Origin of the sequence: Dyella sp. 333MFSha, assembly GCF_900102405.1 — a bacterium.
Taxonomy (GTDB): domain Bacteria; phylum Pseudomonadota; class Gammaproteobacteria; order Xanthomonadales; family Rhodanobacteraceae; genus Luteibacter; species Luteibacter mycovicinus.
Genome location: NZ_FNBR01000005.1, coordinates 69120 through 89096, shown reverse-complemented (window position 1 = coordinate 89096; position 19977 = coordinate 69120). Strand labels below are relative to the sequence as shown.

The window sequence follows — 19977 nt, the reverse complement described above, 5'->3', positions numbered from 1 at the left end:
GCGGGGGCCCGGTATTTGGATCATTCTTCTGGAGGATAGCGGTATCGCTACGACCGATAACAAGGGCAATCGCAAGAACAGAGACATCCGTGTCCCGCAGGTCCGCGTGCTTGGCGCGGAAGGCGAGCAGCTCGGAATCATGCGGACTGATGACGCCATCAAGGCCGCTGAAGAGCTGGGCATGGATCTCGTCGAAATCCAGCCGAACGGCGATCCGCCGGTCTGCAAGATCATGGATTACGGCAAGTTCAAGTTCGAAGCCCAGAAGAAGGCCTCGGCTGCCAAGAAGAAGCAGAAGCAGGTAGAGATCAAGGAAGTGAAGTTCCGTCCCGTCACCGACGAGGGCGACTACCAGATCAAGCTGCGCAAGATGCGCGAATTTCTGGAAGAAGGCGACAAGGTCAAGGTCACGATCCGCTTCCGCGGTCGTGAAATGTCCCATCAGGACCTCGGCCAGAATCTGGCCCGCCGGGTTCAGACGGACATCGGCGAAGACGGTGTGGTGGAGTCCTTCCCCCGCCTCGAAGGCCGCCAGATGGTCATGATGATCGGACCGAAGAAAAAGATCTGATCGAACGAGAAGGGCGCTCCGGCGCCCTTTTTCGTTTGAATTCATGTATGATCGCCGGCTCGGCCCGTATGGATGGGCCGAATCACCGTACCCGGCAGGAAGGAAAGTGCTTGTCCCGCAAGGGCTTGCCGCCGGATCAGTCAGTCACCGAATACGGAGCATTCCGATGCCCAAGATCAAGACCAACCGGGCGGCAGCGAAGCGTTTTCGCAAGACCGCATCCGGCAAGTTCAAAGCCGGTCACGCCTTCAAGTCGCATATCCTGACGAAGAAGTCGACCAAGCGTAAGCGCGGCCTGCGCGCTCCCAACCACGTCAAAGCGTGCGACACCAAGGGTGTAGCTCGCATGTTGCCGTATCTCTAAGGGAGGGTTGAACCATGGCTCGTGTTAAGCGTGGCGTTACCGCCCGTCGTCGTCACAAGAAAATCCTCGGCCGTGCAAAGGGTTATTACAACGCCCGTCGCAAGGTCTTCCGCGTAGCCAACCAGGCCGTCATCAAGGCTGGTCAGTACGCCTACATCGGCCGCAAGCAGCGTAAGCGTCAGTTCCGCGCGCTGTGGATCGTGCGTATCAACGCCGCCGCCCGTCAGTTCGGTCTGTCCTACAGCCGCCTGATCAACGGTCTGGCCAAGGCTGAGATCGCCGTCGACCGTAAGGTCCTCGCCGACCTCGCCGTGCACGACATCAAGGCATTTGGCGCGATCGCAGAGAAGGCCAAGGCCAGTCTGGCTGCGTAATCCGCTTTAAACGCGCGGTAGTCTTATCGCGCGAAGATGGATGACGTGGGGAGAAGGCCTTGCCTTCTCCCCACACTTTTTTGTGTGCCTCGAAAAAGTCAGGAAAACCGATGGAATCGATCGAGCATATCGACGCCTCCCTGCGCGACATCGAGTCGGCGGCCTCCCTCGAGGCGCTGGATGCCGTGCGTGTCGCCCTGCTGGGAAAGAACGGTGCGGTGACCGCCGCGCTGAAAGCCCTGGGTCAGTTGTCGGGTGACGAGCGCAAGGCGCGTGGCGCCGAAGTCAACCGGGTCAAGGAGCGTCTCACGGACGCCATTGCCGCCCGCAAGCAGGCGCTGGAACAGGCCGAACTGGATCGCCGCCTCGCCTCCGAGCGAATCGACGTCAGCCTCCCGGGCCGCGACGGCGAGTACGGTGGCATCCACCCGATCACCCGCGCGCTCGAGCGCATCGCCGATATCTTCGGTCGTCTCGGTTACCAGCGTGCCGACGGTCCCGAGATCGAGGACGACTGGCATAACTTCGAGGCGCTGAACTTCCCGCCGCACCATCCCGCGCGCGCGATGCACGACACCTTCTATTTCGGTGACGGTCGCCTGCTGCGTACGCATACCTCGCCGGTGCAGATCCGTTCGATGCAGGGGCGCCAGCCGCCGATCCGCATCATCGCCCCGGGCAAGGTCTATCGCAGCGATTCCGACCAGACCCATTCGCCGATGTTCCATCAGATCGAAGGCCTGCTGGTCGATGAGACCTCAAGCTTCGCCGACCTGAAGGGCACCCTGGCCGAATTCATCCGCGCGTTCTTCGAGCGCGATTTCGAGATGCGCTTCCGTCCTAGCTACTTCCCCTTCACCGAGCCCTCGGCCGAAGTGGACATCCGCTGGGACGCCGAAGACGGCTCCACGCGCTGGCTCGAAGTGCTGGGCTGCGGCATGGTCCACCCGACCGTGCTGAAGAACTGCGGCATCGATCCTGAGCGTTACACGGGTTTCGCTTTCGGTCTCGGCGTCGAGCGTTTCGCGATGCTGCGTTACGGCGTGGGCGATCTGCGCGCGTTCTTCGAGAACGACCTGCGCTTCCTCCGTCAGTTCGCCTGATAGCCCTCCGGATTAGAGAGTCGCTCCCATGAAATTCTCCGAAAACTGGCTGCGCGAGCTGGTCGACATCGACGCGGATCGCGCGGCGCTGGTTCACGCACTCACCATGTCCGGCCTGGAAGTCGAGGAAGTCACCGAGTTGGGTGATGGTCTCGACGGCGTGGTCGTCGCCAGGATCGTCGAAGCCACCAAACATCCCGAAGCCGATCGCCTGCAGGTGTGCAAGGTCGACGCCGGCACGGGTGAGCTGGTGCAGATCGTCTGTGGCGCGCCTAACGCACGCGTGGGTATCCGCGTACCGCTGGCCACCGTCGGCAGCACGCTGCCCGGCGACGTGCACATCAAGGCGGCCACGCTGCGCGGCGTCGAGTCGTTCGGCATGCTCTGCTCGGCGAAAGAGCTTCGCCTCGATGCGGATGCCTCCGGTCTGCTCGAACTGCCGGCCGATGCGCCGGTCGGCAAGCCGCTGGCGGAATACCTCGGTCTGCCCGACGCCAGCATCGAGCTGAAGATCACTCCGAACCGTCCGGACGTACTCGGCCTCAACGGTCTGGCGCACGATGTGGCGGCGCTTTTCGGCAGCCGCGTCAAAGCGATCGGTGTGGGCGACGTCGCCGTCACCGCCAGCGCCACGCGTCCGGTCCGTCTCGAAGCCGGTGCCGACGCGCCGCGCTACCTCGGTCGCATCATCGAAGGTATCGACGCGAGCACGGCGTCGCCGTTGTGGATGGCGGAGCGTCTGCGCCGCGCGGGTATCCGGCCGATCAGCGCGGTGGTCGACGTCACTCAGTACGTGATGCTCGAACTCGGTCATCCGATGCATGCGTTCGACAACGACAAGCTGACGGGCTCGATCGTCGTCCGTCATGCGGGGCAGGGCGAGACCCTGAAGCTGCTGGATGGCAGCGACGCGAAGCTCGACCCGTCGTTCGTCGTCATCGCCGACGAGGCGGCGCCGCTTGCCGTCGCCGGTGTCATGGGCGGCTTCGACTCGCGCGTCACCGATGCCACGCGCAATATTTTTCTCGAGGCTGCGCACTTCGCGCCGTCGGCCATCATGGGTCGCGCACGCAAGCTCGGCCTCCATACGGATGCCTCGCATCGCTACGAACGCGGTGTCGACCCGGCCCTGCCGAAGCGTGCGATGGAACGCGCCACCGAACTGCTGCTGCAGATTGCCGGCGGCCAGGCCGGTCCGGTGACGGTCGCCGAGCGACTCGAAGACCTGCGCGAGCACGCGCCTGTCGTTCTCCGTCATGCGCGTCTGCGTCGCATCCTCGGTATCGATGTCGCCGCCGCCGAAGTGACCCGCATCTTCACCGCGCTGGGCATGGGCGTCGAGGAAATCGCGGACGGCTGGAAAGTCACGCCACCGAGCAGCCGCTTCGACATCGAGCGCGAGGAGGACCTGATCGAAGAGGTCGCCCGTATTCATGGTTACGAGCGCATCCCGACCCATATCCCCGCCGGTCAGATCGCCCTGCGGTCGGAGCCGGAGGCGCGCCTGAGCGAGATGGCGCTGCGCGACCAGCTGGCCGCGCGTGGCTATTTCGAGGCGGTCACGCTCTCGTTCCTCAGCGCCGACCTCCTGAAAACCTGGGGCGTGGATCACGCCTGGGTACCGCTCGCCAACCCCCTGTCGGCCGACCTCGCCGTCATGCGTACCTCGCTGTTGCCGGGCCTGGTCGAAGCGCTGCGTCACAATCGTGCCCGCCAGCAGGAGCGCGTTCGTCTGTTCGAATTGGCGCGCAGCTTCCACGCGACGGGCGGTGCCCCGGACGAGATCGGCCGGGTGGCCGTCGTCGCTTCAGGCAATGCACGGGCGGAGCAGTGGGGCGAAGCGTCCCGCACGGTCGACTTCTTCGACCTCAAGGGCGACCTCGACGCGCTGATCGCTCACACGGGTGAGCCGGCCCGCTGGTCGGTCGACACCGACGATCTGCCGTCCTGGCTGCATCCCGGTCGTGGCGCACGCGTACTCCGCGACGGACTGCCGGCCGGTTACTTAGGTGCCCTGCACCCGGCACTCGCGAAAGCCCTGGATCTCGGTCCGGATGTTCATGTGATGGAGCTGGCCCTCGAGCCGGTACTGGCCCGACGCCTGCCCAGCGCGGCGCGCGTGGCCCGGTTCCCCGCCGTGCGTCGCGATATCGCGGTCGAACTGCCTGAGGACGTCTCCTGGTCGGCCGTCGAGGCAGCCGTTCGTGGCGCCCTCGGCGAGGTCCTGCGTGAGATCCGCCTGTTCGACCGATACGCCGGGAAAGGGATCGACGAAGGGCGAAAGAGTCTCGCTATGGGCTTGATTTTACAGGACGCTTCACGCACCCTTACCGACGAAGATGCCGACGCTCGTGTGGCAGAAGCGGTGGGGGCATTGGAGAAGACATGCAAGGCAAGATTGCGAGGATAAGATGGCGCTGACCAAGGCGGAAATGGCCGAGCGGCTTTTCCTCGACGTAGGTCTCAACAAGCGTGAGGCCAAAGAGTTCGTTGACGCGTACTTCGAAGTCGTTCGTGAAGCTCTCGAGCGGGGCGAGCAGGTCAAGTTGTCGGGCTTCGGCAATTTCGATCTGCGTCAGAAAAATCAGCGGCCGGGTCGCAATCCCAAGACCGGCGAAGAAATTCCCATCTCTGCCCGGCGGGTCGTCACCTTCCGTCCTGGCCAGAAACTCAAGGTAAGAGTCGAGGGCTATGCTGGATCCAGGGAATAACACCGAACTTCCGGCGATCCCGGCGAAGCGCTACTTCACCATCGGTGAAGTAAGCGAGCTTTGCGGCGTCAAGCCGCATGTCCTTCGCTACTGGGAGCAGGAATTTCCGGCCCTGAAGCCCGTCAAGCGCCGTGGCAACCGCCGCTACTACCAGCGTCACGACGTGCTGATGATCCGCCAGATCCGTTCGCTGCTGTACGACGAGGGTTTCACCATTACGGGTGCGCGCGCACGCCTCGAGGGCCCCCAGGCCCGTATGGAAGCGAGCATGTCGCACCAGATCGTCCGCCAGGTCCGCCTGGAGCTCGAAGAAGTCCTGACCCTGCTTCGTCGCTGACCCGCTTCCGCAGATCGCGGCGTTGCTGTTACAATCGTTTGCTCGTCGGGGTGTAGCGCAGCCTGGTAGCGCACTACGCTGGGGGTGTAGTGGTCGCGAGTTCGAATCTCGCCACCCCGACCATTATTCGAAAAGGCGTCCCTCACGGGGCGCCTTTTTTCGTTACCGCCCCGCCAACCTTCCGCCACCCGGTGGGCTTGCCGCCGCCCCCGAAGCCTGGCGTTCATCCGGCTGATTTTGCTCCCGTAGCCTTTCCTCTTCGCGATCCCGTTCTCGATCTCGCTCCCAGCGCTCCTGAATCGGTCGAAATTCCTCACGCTCCTTTTCATAGAACGCTTCGAGCGTCGCCAGCGTCGCCTTGTCGGCACACCGATCGGTATCGACCATCGGGAATCCGTTAGCCAGGACGATGCGTCGGCCCGCCTCTTTCGAGTCGTTCCAGAACATCATGTTGAACGAAGCGGATGCGTCGAACACGACCGTTTCACCCAGAAAATCGCCTGTGCTGACTTCGTAAGCTCGTTTGAAGAAGGCGCCGTCCCAGTCTCTACCCAAATCGTTTCTGTTTTCGGGATCGGGATCCGGTATGCGATGGAGGAATGATGGGAGCACCCAAAACGCCTTGTAGGTGTCTACACGCAGGCAGCCGTCAGGGCTTGTCTGCGACGAGATGTACGTCGCATAAGCACGCTCCCACCACTCCGAAGCTTGATAAGTCGCGGCTCCAGCAACGACCAGGATGACCCCGATGAGGGCTTTGATATCCATCAGCCCAGATCAAGCACGAAATCCGTGCGCTCCCAGTAGACGTCGGAGTAGATGACGAAATCGCCGCCCAGCCCGGTCTCGATCCGATACTGTTCGAAGTCGGCGTTCGATACATGTCCAGACGGTATGCCCCACTGGAACGATAGTCCGTTCATCACCGCATTCGCGAATATCTGCTTCTTGTTGAGGACGCCATCCTTGGTCCAGGTTCCCAGTGTCTGAGGGCCGTTGAAGTCGTACGTGTCGCGAATGTAGAAGCCAGCGTGTGTAACTCGGAGGCTGATCTTTCCGTTCTGTGCGTCCCGGGTGGCCTCGCCAACCAACGCAACTTTCAGCGCAGCTGAGCCGAGGGCTCCGTAGAGGTCGTCCATCGTGTCGAGCTTCCCGCCGATTACTTCGTAATTGGACTGGCACTTCCAGTCCAACTGGACGGCGCTATCGTGTTGACTGCCAAAATCGGCGCGTCCGTTTGCCCCCCAGGATAGCTTCGTCGCCCTTCGTTGAAGCAGCTTCTTGGCAGGTCCATTCGCCATTTTTTCCCTCAGCCTCTCCATGCCAATGCGGACACGCGGATTCGCCATCGCCCAGCTCATGCGCACGATGCGTTCGTCGAGCGAAGAAGCCGGAAGCGTTCGCGGATCCGGCGCATCTGGTGATTTCCACACGTCGGGAAGCACCCACGCCGACGAATGAAGCCACCGTTCCATCAGGTCGGCGGCGACCATCCATCCCACATGTCGCATGGCACGCGGGATCGATTCAACTTTATCTATCGCCGACGTCGCGTCTTCCAGTGCGGCTGGATTTCCATTCATAGACCTGCTCCTTTGCTACGTAAACGCGCCTACGTCTCCATGCAGACAATGTCGAACGTCTCCATCGCGTTGCGCTCCTGTGTAGTCGAGTCGTATGCGACCCGACCGATGCGGCGCGCAGTGTAGTTGTCGGAGCGACCACTTACCCCGTCATGTAAGTCACGCGTTCATGAAATTACGTGGGTAGATGAACGCAATTGAAGCCAAGAAAAACGGTGTCCTTCGTTCTCAAACATATCTTTTTCGAATCCGGTAGAAAGCCTCGTCGTTCGCCTCCGATAGGCAGCGACAGCCTGTATGACCACATCAAGGATTTCGATGAAAAGCATTTACCTGAAGTTGAACGGCCCCGACCTGAAAGGCGAATCCGCGGATAAGGATCATGGGCAGTGGATCGAGCTGAACTCCTTGCACCATCAGATGCACCAACCCACATCCCTGGCTTCGTCGACGGCGGGTGGCCACGCGGTCGGGCGCACCGTGCATGGCGATATCGGGGTGAGGAAGGAGATCGACTCGTCGAGTCCGGCGCTCTATCAGGCGCTCTCAGGCGGAACGACGTTTCAGTCCGCGCAGATCGACATGTATCGGGACGCGGGTGACGGACGACGCGTCAAATATCTTGAGATTCAACTCAAACATGTTCTGATCGCGCAGATCGGTCTCGGCATCGACGACAGGCCGCTACCGATGGAAACGCTCGCGCTCAGATATGCCGCGATCCAGTGGAAATATGTGAAGCAAACGTTCGATGGCGGGCAGGGTGGCATGACGCTTGGCGCGTGGAGCCTGACGAAGAACGACAAGACGTTTGCTGCCTGAAGAAGCACTGCTGCCCGTACGACGAAACGAAGCCCGGCAATGCCGGGCTTCTCGTTAGTCCTTAGTGGCGGCAGGCGCAGCCGTAAACTCCCGGACCACAGAAACCTTCTTCGACTTGCCCTTGAATTCCGTTGTCACCACGAGACGCGAATGATCCGGCGCGACCTCATAGCGCTGCACGATGTCCCCGCGCTTCGGATCGGCGTGAATCACGATTACGAGACTGTCGCCGTCCCAGCCTGCGCGTGTGGCATTCGCATGCGCGTCCTGAGTCGTGATCATGGGAACGCTACGCGGATGCCCGTCGGCGGTTAGCGAAAGCGTGTCAGGCCGCAGGGCGATGTCCAGCGTGTCTGGCAGCAGAAGGGCGCGACGCATCGTGTTCCCGTTACCGCCACTGTCAGGGCTACCTCCCGGGCTGCTTCCGGAGCCTGCACCGCCGCCACCATGTCGGCCTCCGCCCATGCCACCACCACCTCCCATCCCTCCGCCACCCATCCCGCCACCATGGCCGTGACCGCCGCCCATGCCACCTCGGCCGCCACCTGCCGCAGCGCCGGCAGCATCGGGGTCTTCGCTTCGCGAGGGATCCACCACCCAGTGGCCATCGAACGAGTAGGGGTGGACAGGCGCGGTAGCGAGACGAACGCCGCTACTTGCGCATGACGCGAGTGCGATGGCGCATGCAAGGGTCACACCACGCATGGCGAGGGCAGGTAGGGAATCGGGCATCGAGGTCGTCCTCACGTTGGGCATGGATCTCCAACGTCGGCTAGGCGGATAGGTTGACGAGTCGCGTCCTGATGCGTCAGAACTTGCGCCCGGCTGCTAATCTAGAGCCCTGAAAAACAGAGGCCCGCGGATGAATTTTCCACGCCGTCCGTCGAACGACGGGCTCGATCACCGGCTGCACTCGCTCGAGCAGAACAACGTACGTCTGCCTTCGACGGCGCATCTGCGGGCGCTGGAAGCCGCTGCGCGATTAGGCTCTTTCGAACGCGCGAGTTACGAGCTGGCAGTCACGCCCAGCGCCGTCGCCAAACGCGTCGCCGGACTCGAGTCTCTCCTCGGTGTAAAGATGCTTTCGCGCACAGGCCGCGGCGTCGAGCCCACCGCTATCGGCCGCGAATACCTCGAGCAGGTCAACGTCGCGCTCGGTCTGCTGACACGCTCCGCGTATCACCGCCGCGATTCATCATCACGTCGACGGCTGCGTGTCGCCACGCCACCGACGTTCGGGCGCGATCTTCTCGTCCCGCACCTGCATGCTTTCACTCAGCGGTATCCGGACATCGAACTCGAGCTGATGCCGTCCATCCCGTATCTCGACATCACGGCGCCGGGTTGGGACGTGGAAGTACGCTTCGGGGATGGGCGCTTCGAGGGCGTGGACAGTGAGCGCCTCACAAGCGAGACCGTCTTTCCCGTGGCGAGTCCGGCTTATCTGGCGCAGATTCGCTTCGACTCGCCTGCCGACATGATCCGTCGCGCCATCCTGCTACGTTGTCCGCTCGAGCCGTGGGGCCCATGGATGCGTGCCGCCCGCACCGAGACGGGGCAGGGCGATACCGCCGAACCGACGGACGGCCATCGGCTGATGGACCTCGGCATGCTGATGGAGGCGGCGCTGAATGGTCATGGGGTGGCGCTCGTGCGGCGGAGTCTTGCGCGGCGTCATCTGCAGAACGGCAAGCTGATCAAGCTGTTCGCGATCGAAGCGGAACCGGCGTATGCCTATCATCTTTGCTGGCACCGCGTGGCGGAGCCCGACGAGGCGCGAGGTGCGTTTATCGCGTGGTTGCGGGAGGTCTGCGTGGAGGCGCAAAGGCCGTGAGCGCGATGACCCAAATGTAGGAGCGCGCCCCGCGCGCGACACCGTTCCGTGTGGAAAAGCATCGCGCGCAAGGCGCGCTCCTACGTCGCTGTTACGGCTGTTGGGCGGCGCGCGGTTCCCTGGTCGGCGAGTCCTTCAGGTCGTGGGCCCGCTTGATCAGGTACTGATGCACCTCTTCCACCTGCTGCATGGTGAGGCCGTCGGCGAACGAGGGCATGCCGTCCATGACGCGGGCGCCGTAGACGATGGCGGCGAAGCGCGCGTGGTTTTCCTTCGACAGCAGGCGCAGGTCGGGCAGCACGCCGCCGGAGACCGCGTTGATGCCGTGGCACTGCGAGCAGTTGGCACCGAACGCTTTCTGGCCTTCGGCGATCTGTTCCGGCGTACCGGTGAGCGGCGGCGGATCGAGCTTGTGGTCGGCGTACTTGTACTTGAAGTCCGGCAGCTTGGCGGTGCCGCCGAGCTTATAGGTGAGAACCTGTGAATTAGGCAGCACGCCGGCATTGAGCGAGATACCGCCCTCGAACGTCGAGAACGCGCCGCCCCAGCCGACCATGAAGGTCACGTACTGCTCGCCGTCCACCGTATAGGTGATCGGTGCGGCCATGACGCCCGTGTTGGCCGGCTGCTCCCAGAGCTTTTTACCCTTGTCGGCGGAGTACGCCACGACGCGACCGTCGGCGGTGCCCTCGAAGACGAGGTTGCCCGCGGTGGACAGCACGCCACCGTTGAAGATCGTCTTGTACGGGACTTCCCAGACCTTCTTCTGGGTCTTCGGGTCCCAGGCGGTGAGCTTGCCGCTCCAGGTGTTGGCCAGTTCGCGCAGCTCCTTCTCCGCCTCGGGCACCATGCCGGCATCCGCACCGAGCTGATAGGCGCTCTTGAACTTGCGACGCGGCGGTTCCTTGGCCAGATCCTGGTAGTACGCCGACATGATGTGCGTCGGGATGTAGACCAGACCCGTATCCGGGCTGTACGACATCGGCTGCCAGTCGTGCGCGCCCCAGAACGCAGGCTGTACCAGGTGCGGCTTGTGTTCCGGATCCTTCCAGTATTCGGCGCTTTCATTGACCTTCGGACGACCGGTCTTCATGTCGACGCCACTGGACCAGCTGAGCGGGATGATGTTCTTCGCCGACAGCAGCTTGCCGTTGGTGCGATCGATGACGTAGAAGTAGCCGTTCTTCGGCGACTGCATGGCTACCTTGCGCACCTTGCCGTCGATCTTTATGTCGGCAAGGATGATGTGCGCGGTCGCCGTGAAGTCCCAGGCGTCGCCCGGGGTAGTCTGGTAGTGCCAGGCGTACTCGCCGGTGTCCACATGGATCGCCACGATGGACGACAGGAACAGGTTGTCGCCCTTGCCTTCGCTGCGGAACTTCGGATTCCACGACGATGCGTTGCCCACGCCGATGTAGAGCAGCTTCAGCTCGGGGTCGTACGACATCGAATCCCATACGGTACCACCGCCACCCTGCGTGACGAACGCACGACCGGTCCACGTCGGACGGGCGATTTCCATCGCCTTGTTCTCGGCCGGCTTGTCCGGATCGCCCGGTACCGTCCAGAAGCGCCAGTCCTGCTTGCCGGTCTCGGCGTCGTACGCGGTGATGTAGCCGCGCGTCCCGTACTCGGCGCCACCGTTGCCGATGATCACCTTGCCTTCGACGATGCGTGGCGCGCCGGTGATCGAGATACTGCGCGTGGTGTCGTAGCGCGTATCGACCGACCAGACCTTCGTGCCGGTCTTCGCGTCGATCGCCTCGAGGCGGCCGTCGAGCACGCCCACGTAGACCTTGCCATTCCACACGGCCACGCCGCGGTTCACCGCGTCGCAGCAGGCTTCGCCTGCGCGTGCACGGTCCGACTTCGGGTCGTACTTCCATTTCAGCTGGCCGGTCTTCGCGTCCAGTGCGTAAACGATGGAGAAGGGGCCCGTGGTGTACATCACACCGTCGACGACGATGGGTGTCGCTTCGACGCCGCGATCGATGTCGATCTTGTACGTCCATGCCAGGCCGAGCTTGTCGACGTTCTTGTCGGTGATCTGCTTCAACGGGCTATAGCGCTGCTCGTCGTACGTGCGTCCGGTGGTCATCCAGTTGCCGGGTTCCTTGTCGGCATTGACGATGCGCGCGCCGTCGACGGCGGCCGGTCCCCTGGCGGCATCCTGGGCAAAAGTGGTGGACCCGCCGGCGAGGACGAGGGCGAGTGCCGTCGTCATCGTCAGGAACCGGGCTGGCTTTCCGCTTGCTGGTTTCATGGTGTCTCCCCTCGTGTGTCGCGCCATCAGTCGTGCTGGATGTAGACGACGTGCGTTTCGGTGTATTCGTAAAGGCCGTGCTTGCCGTCGGCGCCGCCGATGCCCGACTTGCGACGACCGGCGTGGAAGCCCTGCATGGCTTCGAAGTTTTCGCGGTTGACGTACGTTTCGCCGAATTCGAGATCGCGCACACCACGGAAGGCGCTGTTGAGATCGCGCGTATACAGCGACGAGGTAAGGCCGTAGTCGGAGTCGTTGGAGTAGGCGACCGCCTGTTCCAGACCGTCGACCAGCACGATCGGCAGGACCGGACCGAAGGTCTCCTTACGGATGATTTCCTGATCGTTGTCTTTGGCGATCAGCACGGTCGGCTCGTAATGAAAGCCCTGGCCGAGATCGGCGACCTTGCCGCCCGTGATCACTTCGTTGCCGGCGGCGACGGCTCGCTCGACGGCACCGCGTACCTTGTCCAGGCCTGCCTTGTTGATCAGCGGGCCCATGCCGACGGATGCATCCGCGCCGGGATCGCCATAGGTCGTGGCGGCCATGTTCCGGCGAAGCTTCTCGACGAATTCGTCGGCGACCTTGCGGTCGACGTAGACGCGCTCGGCGCAGTTGCACACCTGCCCGGTGTTGATCACGCGCGAATCGGTGATGGCCTTCGCGGCGAGGTCGAGGTCGGCATCGGCCAGCACGATCGCCGGCGCCTTGCCGCCCAGTTCCAGGTTCACGCGGGTGAGGTGCTTGCCCGCCGTCTGCATGATGCGGCTGCCGGTCTCGACGCTGCCGGTGAAGCTGATCAGGCCGACGCCCGGGTTGTCGGTCAGTGCCGCACCGGCCTTGGCACCGGTGCCGCCGATGAGGTTGAACACGCCCTCGGGCAGGTCGGTCTCCGCGACCAGCTTCGCGAATTCGAACGCATTGAGCGGCGTCTCTTCGCTGGGCTTGATCACCACGGTATTGCCGGTGACCAGTGCGGGAGCCATCTTGCGGGCGATCAGGAAGAACGGGAAGTTCCACGGCAGGATGCCGGCGACGACGCCGATCGGCTTGCGCAGCAGGAAGATGCTTTCGCCCGGGCGGTCGCTGGTGAGCACCTCGCCTTCGAGACGGCGCGCCCATTCGGCCATGTAATCGATGTAGTCGGCGGTGAAGTCGACCTCGACCGCGGCGAGACCCTGCGTCTTGCCTTGTTCGGCGACGATCAGCGCGGCCAGGCGCTCGCGATGCTGGCGCACCTTGGCCGAGATCGCGCGCAGTGCATTGGCGCGCTGGATGGCGGGCAGCTTCGACCACGCCGGCTGCGCCTTGCGCGCGGCGTCCACGGCGGAGGCCACGGTACCGGCGGAGGCTTCCGGCACATGGCCGAGCACGGCCTGCGTCGCCGGGTTGGTGACCTCGACGCTGCCATCGGACGAGTCGCTGACGAACCGTCCGCCGATGTAATTCTGGTAGCTGCTGCTCATGTCGTTTCCTTGGGTACGCGCGCCTTGCGGCGCGGGGTGTTCAAGCGGTGGGGCGAAGCGGGAGCCAGGGCTCACCGCGTTCGTCGAGAAGAATCGAACGATCGAGGGCGCGCACCGAGGTGTTGCCGGTCAGCGCCATGCTGACATCCAGCTCGCGCCGCAGGATCTCGATCACCCTGGTCACGCCTTCCTGGCCCATGGCACCGAGGCCGTAGAGGAAGGCCTTGCCGATGAGGCCGGCACGCGCGCCGAGGGCCAGCGATTTCAGAAGCGCCTGGCCGGTCTGGATGCCACCGTCGAAAAGGACCTCGATGTCGTTGCCGACGGCGTCGACGACACGGGGCAGGGCGTAAGCGGAAGCGACGGCGCCATCGAGCTGCCGCCCGCCATGGTTGGAGACGACGATCGCGTCGACGCCCGCCTTGACCGCTGAGCGTGCGTCATCGGGCTCCATGATTCCTTTGAGGATCAGCTTGCCCGGCCACAGGTCGCGGATCCAGCCGATGTCGTCCCAGGTCAGTCGCGGATCGAACTGGTTGCCGATCCACTGCGCGAGGGTAGTGAGGCCATCCGCCCCGTCGATCTGCCCGGCCAGATTGCCGAACGAGCGACTCGGCGCGGACAGGACGCCGCTCACCCAGCGTGGCTTGCCCAGGATGTCGACGAGGTTGCGCATCGTCAGCTTGGGCGGCACCGTCATGCCGTTCTTGATCTCGCGATGGCGCTGACCCTGGATCTGCAGGTCGGCGGTCACCATCAGCGCGGAGCAGCCCGCCTCGCGGGCGCGGGTGATGAGCGACCTGGTAAAGCCCCGGTCGCGCATCACGTAGATCTGAAACCAGAACGGGTCCTTCACCGCCGCGGCGACCTGTTCGACCGAGCAGATCGACATGGTGCTCAGGCAGAAGGGAATGCCCGCGGCCGCCGCGGCGCGGGCGGCGAGGATCTCACCCGAGCCGTGCGTCAGCCCGGTGAGGCCGGTCGGCGCGATCGCCAGCGGCACGGACAGCGGCTGGCCGATCACTTCGGTGGTCAGATCACGGCGATCGACATCGATCATGACGCGCTGGCGCAGGTGGATGCGGTCGAAGACGGCGCGGTTGTCGCGCAGCGTCACCTCTTCATAGGAGCCGCGATCGTCGTAGTCGAAAAACGCGCGAGGCACACGTTTGCGGGCGAGATCCCGAAGGTCGGCGACGCAGGTGATCGGAGTGGGCATGCTGGACCATCGAAACGAAAAACCTGCCGGATGCTAGGCAGGCGGTCGCTGCGCCTGAACGAAATAATTTCCTGTCAGGCAGGCGCTCGTGGCGGGTCCTTATGCTGCAATGCGGAAATAATTGCATGAGAGCCTTCGCAGTGAGGCATACGCGCTAGATTGCGCCGCAGCACACATGTGCCGCGCGTACCGCGTTTTATTTCGTGAGCGGTTCACCCCCCCCCATGGGCGGCAGGGCGTTGAACAGTTGGTCACTCTGGTAGCCCCCGCGATTCCCTTCTATCCTTCGTCCACGAGCGCAGATCACGGCGCTCAGGGGGAAATACCGGACATCCACCTGCCTGCGCTGAAGCGTGGGAGTTTATCGTCCGTATCCAATGGAAAGGAGACATGGCTCGTGGCAAGAAAGGACAACACTTCCAACTGGTACTGGCCCACGTTTGGTAACCGCGCCGACGCGCAGCAGGCTATGAAAGGGGCCGCCATCGCCTCATGGTTCGTCGCCTTCGTTAACCTGGCCTTAGGTCTGTTCCTCCTCTTTTCCGGGCCGGGCGCGCATGCGCTGGGCTTGACCGGTGCCGCGGTGATTGATGGCGCCGTCTTTGCCCTAGTGGGCTGGCGCATCTGGCGTTATTCGATGATTGCCGCCTTTGCAGGTCTGGGTCTGTTCACACTGGAGAAGGTGTATCAGTTCGCGACCCAGCCCAAAGCCGTCGCGGGTCTGATCATGGCCATCATCATCTGGATGGCTTTCCTCAACGGCGTCCGCGGTGCGTTCGCCTTGCGCGACTTCGCGCGGAAGGCCGAGCTTCCGGCGCCTGATTCCGTGGCGTCCTGAAGCGGCTCTACCCCGGCCAGATGGCATAGATGATCTGGCTGAGGTGCCTGCGGGGCGTCGAGTGAAGGATCCACTAGCGCCCACGTCGACGGCAGGCGATCATTCCGTCCGCGGCGAGCCTGCCGCATGGGGGGAATGCATGAGTATCCAGGACATCGTTCGCGACGACGACGTCGCGGTCTACAAGACGCTGCTCGAATCGACGCGCGCCATTCCATGGAAGATCGACTGGGCGACGCTGCGTTTTGCCTATGTGGGACCGCAGATCGAGGAACTGCTCGGCTGGGCACCGGAATCCTGGATGACCGTGCAGGACTGGGTCGATCGCATGCACCCCGAGGACCGCGCGTGGGTTTTCGACTTCTGTGTCTCGCAGTCGATGGCGGGCATCGATCACGAGGCCGATTATCGCGCGCTGCGCAAGGACGGCACCTTCGTCTGGATTCGCGATGTCGTGCATGTGGTGCGCAATGAGGACGGCACCCCGAATGCGCTGGTCGGCTTCATGTTCGACATCAGCGAGCGCAAGCGCACTGAAGAAAAGCTGCTCAACATGCAGCGCGAGCTCGAAGAGCTTTCCTTCAAGGATGGCCTGACCGGCGTGCCCAACCGTCGTCGTTTCGACACGATGATGGAGACGGAATGGCGCGACGCCAAAGACACTCACAAGCCCATTTCGCTCGTCGTCCTCGATATCGATTTCTTCAAGCAGTACAACGATCACTACGGGCATCTGGAAGGCGACGAGTGCCTGAAACGCGTCGCTTCGGCGCTGTCCGGCATCGTGCGTCGACCCGCCGACCTCCTGTGCCGCTTCGGTGGTGAGGAGTTCGTGCTGTTGTTACCGGATACCGACGAGGCCGAAGCGCTGGCGCTGGGATGGCGCTGCCTCGATCTGGTCGACAAGGCACTGATCCCGCATGCGGGCATCGGTTCGGGCAAGCGCATCACCATGAGCGCGGGCGTCAACAGCATCGTGCCTAAGGAGGGCGATGAGCTGTCGGCCTTCATTCGTCGGGCGGACCAGCGTCTGTACAGCGCTAAAGAGCGTGGCCGCGCCCGTGTCGTCGCCGACGGCTGCTGATCACCGCACTGTCAGGGACTGTCTTCCGCGCGAATGGTCCGCCAGCTGGCAAGGATGGCCTCGAAGGTGACCCGGTCGCCTTGATAAGCCTCCTCAGTCGTGGTCAGGGATACCGTATAGGTGTGTGAAAATCCGTCGGACGGTTTCACGACATGACGTAAGGCGGTCACCACGTCGGAAACGTGCGGCCGACCCGTCGACTTTTCACGGTAACGGATGACGCTGCGCTCCGCTTTCAGACCACCAAGCGACATCCCCCGACGCGAGACAAGGATCACATGATCGATCGTCTCGTCGTGGGTCATGCCGTCGATGCGCTCGTCGGTGGCCTGCCGCACGGTATCGTCGAGCGCCGCGTTATAGGCAGCGAACAAGTCAATGCTGCGGTCGCTGCCTGCGTTGTCGTCCAGACTGACCACGCAGCCGTGGTCAGTCATGTCGATGGGTGAATCCGGGTAGGCGTGCAGCGACCCTGGAAACAGGGCGGTGAAACCGTAGTAGTCATTGACGACTTTGCCTGCATCCTTGCAGCGCAGGGTGGTGTCATCGGTTTGGGGTGCTTCCTGTGCAGGCTGAACGTGGGCCTGCGCCATGCCGGCCAAACAGCAGGTGGCGATGCCCAGCCACCTGACGCGTGCCTGTCGTCTCCTGGGTTCCGGCATGGCGTCGTGCCTTCAGTAAAGCACGCGTGCCCGAAGCGTACCCTCGATCGCCGCCAGCTCGTTACGCAGCGCCACGGCATGCTCCTCGCTGAAGGTCACGTCGATCACGACATAACCGACTTGCGGCGAGGTCTGCAGATACTGGCCGTCGATGTTGACCGCCGCTTTGGAGAACACCTCGTTGACCCGCGACAGCACACCCGGAATGTTCCGATGGATGTGCAGCAGGCGGCGGCTGGTCGGGTGGCCGGGCAGGGACACTTCGGGGAAATTCACCGCCGAGAGCGTGCTGCCGTTGTCGCTGTAACGCACCAGCTTGGACGCCACCTCGATACCGATGTTCTCCTGCGCCTCGGCCGTACTGCCGCCGACGTGCGGGGTCAGGATGACGTTGTCCATGCCGACCAGTGGCGAGACGAACGGATCGGTATTGCCTTTAGGCTCCACCGGGAACACGTCGATCGCGGCACCGGCGAGGTGCTTCGTACGCAGGGCGTCGGCCAGTGCGTCGATATCCACCACGGTGCCGCGCGAGGCGTTGATCAGCATCGAGCCGGGACGCATGCGGGCGATCTCGGCGGCGCCGATGAGGTTCTTCGTCTGCGGTGTTTCCGGCACGTGCAGCGTGATGACGTCGGCGCGCTCGAGCAGGTCGTCCAGGCTGGCCGCGGGGCGTGCATTGCCCAGCGAAAGCTTCGGCTCGACGTCGTGGAAAATCACGCGCATGCCCAGCGATTCGGCGAGCACGCCGACCTGGGTACCGATGTGGCCGTAACCGACGATGCCGAGCACCTTGTCGCGGACCTCGAAGCTGCCGGCGGCCGACTTGGACCAGCCGCCGCGGTGGCACTCGGCGTTCTTTTCCGGGATGCGGCGGACCAGCATGATCGTTTCGGCGATCACCAGCTCCGCCACGCTGCGCGTGTTGGAGTAGGGCGCGTTGAAGACCGGCACGCCCAGTCGCTCGGCGTCGACCGTATCGACCTGATTGGTACCGATGCAGAAGCACCCCACCGCGATCAGGCGGCGCGCTTCGGCCAGCACGTCGGCGGAGAGATGCGTGCGCGAGCGGATGCCGACGATGTGCGCATCGGCGATGCGCTCTTTCAGCTCGTCCTCGGGCAGTGACTTCTCGTGAAACTCGATCTGCGAGTAGCCGGCCTGGCGGAAGGTGTCGAGCGCGCTGCGGCTGACGCCTTCGAGGAGCAGCACCTTGATGTCTTCTTTCGGGTACGACGTGCGCTTCATGGCTGACGCTTCTGCTTCGCGGATTCAGGGCTGACCACTATGCCAGATCGTGACGCCCATGTTGCAGCGCACCCGGCGGACTGGCACCCTCGGTGGATACCCGAGCGAGACTCCCATGACCGACCCGCGCCTGGCCGAACTGGCCCGCCTCCTTCCCGAACTCAGGCTGTCGACCGATCCGGGCGACCTCGAGCACCATGGCCGCGACTGGACCCGTCGCTGGACGCCCGCGCCGCTCGCCATTGCCTACCCGGCGACCGTGGAAGAGGTGCAGGGCATCGTCCGCTGGGCGAGCGGGCAGGGCGTGGCCCTGGTGCCTTCGGGCGGCCGGACGGGCCTTTCCGGCGGTGCCGTGGCGGCCAACGGCGAGCTGGTGGTGACCCTCGACCGGATGAACCGCGTGCTCGACTTCGACCCGATCGACCGCACCCTGACCGTCCAGCCGGGCATCGCCCTGGAGGCCGTGCACAACGCGGCGAAGGAACGCGGATTGCTTTACCCGGTGGATTTCGCCGCGCGGGGCTCCTGCCAGATCGGCGGCAATATCGCGACCAACGCCGGCGGCATCCGCGTGATCCGTTACGGCAACACGCGACAATGGGTCGCGGGTCTGAAGGTCGTCACCGGGACCGGCGAGCTGCTGGATCTCAACCGGGGCCTGATCAAGAACGCGTCCGGCTACGACCTGCGCCATCTGGTGATCGGCTCGGAAGGCACGCTCGGCATCGTCGTCGAAGCCACCCTGAGCCTCACGTCACCGCCGCCGCCCTCGCAAGTGATGCTGCTCGCGGTTCCGGCGATGGATGCGTTGATGAAAGTCTTCGCCGAGGCACGTCACCGTCTAACACTCGGCGCGTTCGAATTCTTTACCGATCGTGCATTGCTGCACGTGACGGCGCACGGCGCGCAGCGTCCATTCGACGGGGAATATCCGTTCTACGTCGTCACCGAATTCGACACCCCGGACGAGGCCGCCGAAGCCGCGGCACTGGCGTTCTTCGAGTTCTGTCTGGGCGAAGGCTGGGTGGTCGATGGCGCGATCAGCTCCAGCGATGCTCAGGCGGCGTCGTTGTGGCGTCTGCGCGAAGGGATTACCGAGTCGCTGGCGCCGCATAAACCGTATAAAAACGACGTCTCGGTGCGGATCTCCGCGGTCCCGGCGTTCATGGCGGAGATGCAGGCGTTGCTGTCCGCTGAATACCCCCACTTCGATGTCGTCTGGTTCGGCCACATCGGTGACGGCAATCTGCATATCAACGTGCTGAAGCCGGCCGATCTCGACAATGCGGCCTTTGTCGAACAGTGCGAGCACGTCACCTCGCTGCTGGTCGACACGCTGCAGCGCCACGGGGGCAGTATTTCCGCTGAGCACGGTATCGGCCTGGTCAAGAAGCCCTGGCTGGGTAGTGTCCGCAGCGAAGCCGAGATCGCCCTGATGCGCGGGATCAAGTCGGTGTGGGACCCGAATAACGTCATGAATCCGGGCAAGCTACTTTAG

The 19977-nt window shown here is 63.6% G+C and carries 20 protein-coding genes and 1 tRNA gene; 13 read left to right on the top strand and 8 right to left on the bottom strand.

All coding sequences use genetic code 11. The features are described 5' to 3' along the window. The first annotated feature begins 43 nt into the window (after positions 1 to 43). The 8 genes from infC to BLT40_RS16780 all read left to right on the top strand — a co-directional run bounded on the left by infC (position 44) and on the right by BLT40_RS16780 (position 5583). Positions 44 to 571 carry a translation initiation factor IF-3 gene (gene infC, locus BLT40_RS16815; protein WP_303048752.1) on the top strand — a complete coding sequence of 176 codons (528 nt, stop codon included), beginning with the start codon at positions 44 to 46 and terminating at the stop codon, positions 569 to 571. 166 nt (positions 572 to 737) lie between these two features. After that, positions 738 to 935 carry a 50S ribosomal protein L35 gene (gene rpmI, locus BLT40_RS16810; protein ID WP_036114929.1) on the top strand — a complete coding sequence of 66 codons (198 nt, stop codon included), beginning with the start codon at positions 738 to 740 and terminating at the stop codon, positions 933 to 935. A gap of 14 nt (positions 936 to 949) precedes the next feature. Continuing rightward, entirely contained in the window at positions 950 to 1309 is a 360-nt protein-coding gene (gene rplT, locus BLT40_RS16805) for a 50S ribosomal protein L20 (protein ID WP_036114926.1), read from the top strand. A 110-nt stretch (positions 1310 to 1419) separates the two neighbouring features. After that, positions 1420 to 2412 carry a phenylalanine--tRNA ligase subunit alpha gene (gene pheS, locus BLT40_RS16800; protein WP_079520860.1) on the top strand — a complete coding sequence of 331 codons (993 nt, stop codon included), beginning with the start codon at positions 1420 to 1422 and terminating at the stop codon, positions 2410 to 2412. Positions 2413 to 2440: 28 nt separating this feature from the next. Beyond that, complete coding sequence (gene pheT, locus BLT40_RS16795; protein WP_090355068.1) at positions 2441 to 4822, top strand: phenylalanine--tRNA ligase subunit beta; 2382 nt, start codon at positions 2441 to 2443, stop codon at positions 4820 to 4822. 1 nt (position 4823) lies between these two features. Next, positions 4824 to 5123, top strand: a complete 300-nt coding sequence (gene ihfA / locus BLT40_RS16790; protein ID WP_036114917.1) for an integration host factor subunit alpha — start codon at positions 4824 to 4826, stop codon at positions 5121 to 5123. Beyond that, positions 5104 to 5460 (top strand): MerR family transcriptional regulator, encoded by a 357-nt coding sequence (locus tag BLT40_RS16785; protein ID WP_036114913.1) that lies wholly within the window; start codon positions 5104 to 5106, stop codon positions 5458 to 5460. The genes ihfA and BLT40_RS16785 overlap by 20 nt, the downstream gene beginning before the upstream one ends. Positions 5461 to 5506: 46 nt before the next feature. Continuing rightward, positions 5507 to 5583, top strand: a tRNA-Pro gene (locus tag BLT40_RS16780). 39 nt (positions 5584 to 5622) lie between these two features. On the opposite strand, the gene BLT40_RS16775 is transcribed toward BLT40_RS16780, so the two are convergent. After that, the gene (locus BLT40_RS16775) at positions 5623 to 6228 is read right to left on the bottom strand and encodes a hypothetical protein (RefSeq protein ID WP_090355066.1); all 606 of its coding nucleotides are present in this window, start codon (positions 6226 to 6228) and stop codon (positions 5623 to 5625) included. Beyond that, positions 6228 to 7043: a DUF6402 family protein gene (locus tag BLT40_RS16770; protein WP_090355064.1), complete on the bottom strand. Its 816-nt coding sequence runs from the start codon at positions 7041 to 7043 to the stop codon at positions 6228 to 6230. Before BLT40_RS16770 ends, BLT40_RS16775 begins: the two co-directional genes overlap by 1 nt. Before the next feature lie 318 nt (positions 7044 to 7361). On the opposite strand from BLT40_RS16770, the gene BLT40_RS16765 reads away from it, so the two are divergent. Then, a complete protein-coding gene (locus BLT40_RS16765; RefSeq protein ID WP_079520864.1) occupies positions 7362 to 7865 on the top strand; it encodes an Hcp family type VI secretion system effector in 504 nt (167 codons plus the stop codon). Between the two features lie 54 nt (positions 7866 to 7919). On the opposite strand, the gene BLT40_RS16760 is transcribed toward BLT40_RS16765, so the two are convergent. Next, positions 7920 to 8243, bottom strand: coding sequence for a hypothetical protein (locus BLT40_RS16760; RefSeq protein ID WP_079520865.1), 324 nt, complete (start codon positions 8241 to 8243; stop codon positions 7920 to 7922). Positions 8244 to 8727: 484 nt separating this feature from the next. On the opposite strand from BLT40_RS16760, the gene BLT40_RS16755 reads away from it, so the two are divergent. Continuing rightward, positions 8728 to 9699, top strand: a complete 972-nt coding sequence (locus tag BLT40_RS16755; protein WP_081996472.1) for a LysR substrate-binding domain-containing protein — start codon at positions 8728 to 8730, stop codon at positions 9697 to 9699. Between the two features lie 91 nt (positions 9700 to 9790). On the opposite strand, the gene BLT40_RS16750 is transcribed toward BLT40_RS16755, so the two are convergent. The 3 genes from BLT40_RS16750 to BLT40_RS16740 are packed head-to-tail and all read right to left on the bottom strand — an operon-like array spanning position 9791 to position 14647. Next, positions 9791 to 11962, bottom strand: a complete 2172-nt coding sequence (locus tag BLT40_RS16750; RefSeq protein ID WP_090355061.1) for a PQQ-dependent dehydrogenase, methanol/ethanol family — start codon at positions 11960 to 11962, stop codon at positions 9791 to 9793. A 26-nt stretch (positions 11963 to 11988) separates the two neighbouring features. After that, entirely contained in the window at positions 11989 to 13428 is a 1440-nt protein-coding gene (aldA, locus tag BLT40_RS16745) for an aldehyde dehydrogenase (protein WP_090355059.1), read from the bottom strand. A 40-nt stretch (positions 13429 to 13468) separates the two neighbouring features. Further along, positions 13469 to 14647, bottom strand: coding sequence for an alpha-hydroxy acid oxidase (locus BLT40_RS16740; RefSeq protein ID WP_090355057.1), 1179 nt, complete (start codon positions 14645 to 14647; stop codon positions 13469 to 13471). A gap of 397 nt (positions 14648 to 15044) precedes the next feature. Here BLT40_RS16740 and BLT40_RS16735 point away from each other — a divergent pair, with 397 nt between their 5' ends. Together BLT40_RS16735 and BLT40_RS16730 are read left to right on the top strand one after the other, a co-directional pair. Beyond that, positions 15045 to 15485, top strand: coding sequence for a hypothetical protein (locus BLT40_RS16735; RefSeq protein ID WP_090355055.1), 441 nt, complete (start codon positions 15045 to 15047; stop codon positions 15483 to 15485). Positions 15486 to 15624: 139 nt separating this feature from the next. After that, positions 15625 to 16569: a GGDEF domain-containing protein gene (locus BLT40_RS16730; RefSeq protein WP_090355052.1), complete on the top strand. Its 945-nt coding sequence runs from the start codon at positions 15625 to 15627 to the stop codon at positions 16567 to 16569. 11 nt (positions 16570 to 16580) lie between these two features. Here BLT40_RS16730 and BLT40_RS16725 read toward each other — a convergent pair whose 3' ends face one another. After that, positions 16581 to 17231: a hypothetical protein gene (locus BLT40_RS16725; protein ID WP_143025905.1), complete on the bottom strand. Its 651-nt coding sequence runs from the start codon at positions 17229 to 17231 to the stop codon at positions 16581 to 16583. A 12-nt stretch (positions 17232 to 17243) separates the two neighbouring features. Continuing rightward, a complete protein-coding gene (gene serA / locus BLT40_RS16720; RefSeq protein WP_090355047.1) occupies positions 17244 to 18479 on the bottom strand; it encodes a phosphoglycerate dehydrogenase in 1236 nt (411 codons plus the stop codon). A 115-nt stretch (positions 18480 to 18594) separates the two neighbouring features. Here serA and BLT40_RS16715 point away from each other — a divergent pair, with 115 nt between their 5' ends. Beyond that, complete coding sequence (locus BLT40_RS16715; RefSeq protein WP_090355045.1) at positions 18595 to 19977, top strand: FAD-binding oxidoreductase; 1383 nt, start codon at positions 18595 to 18597, stop codon at positions 19975 to 19977.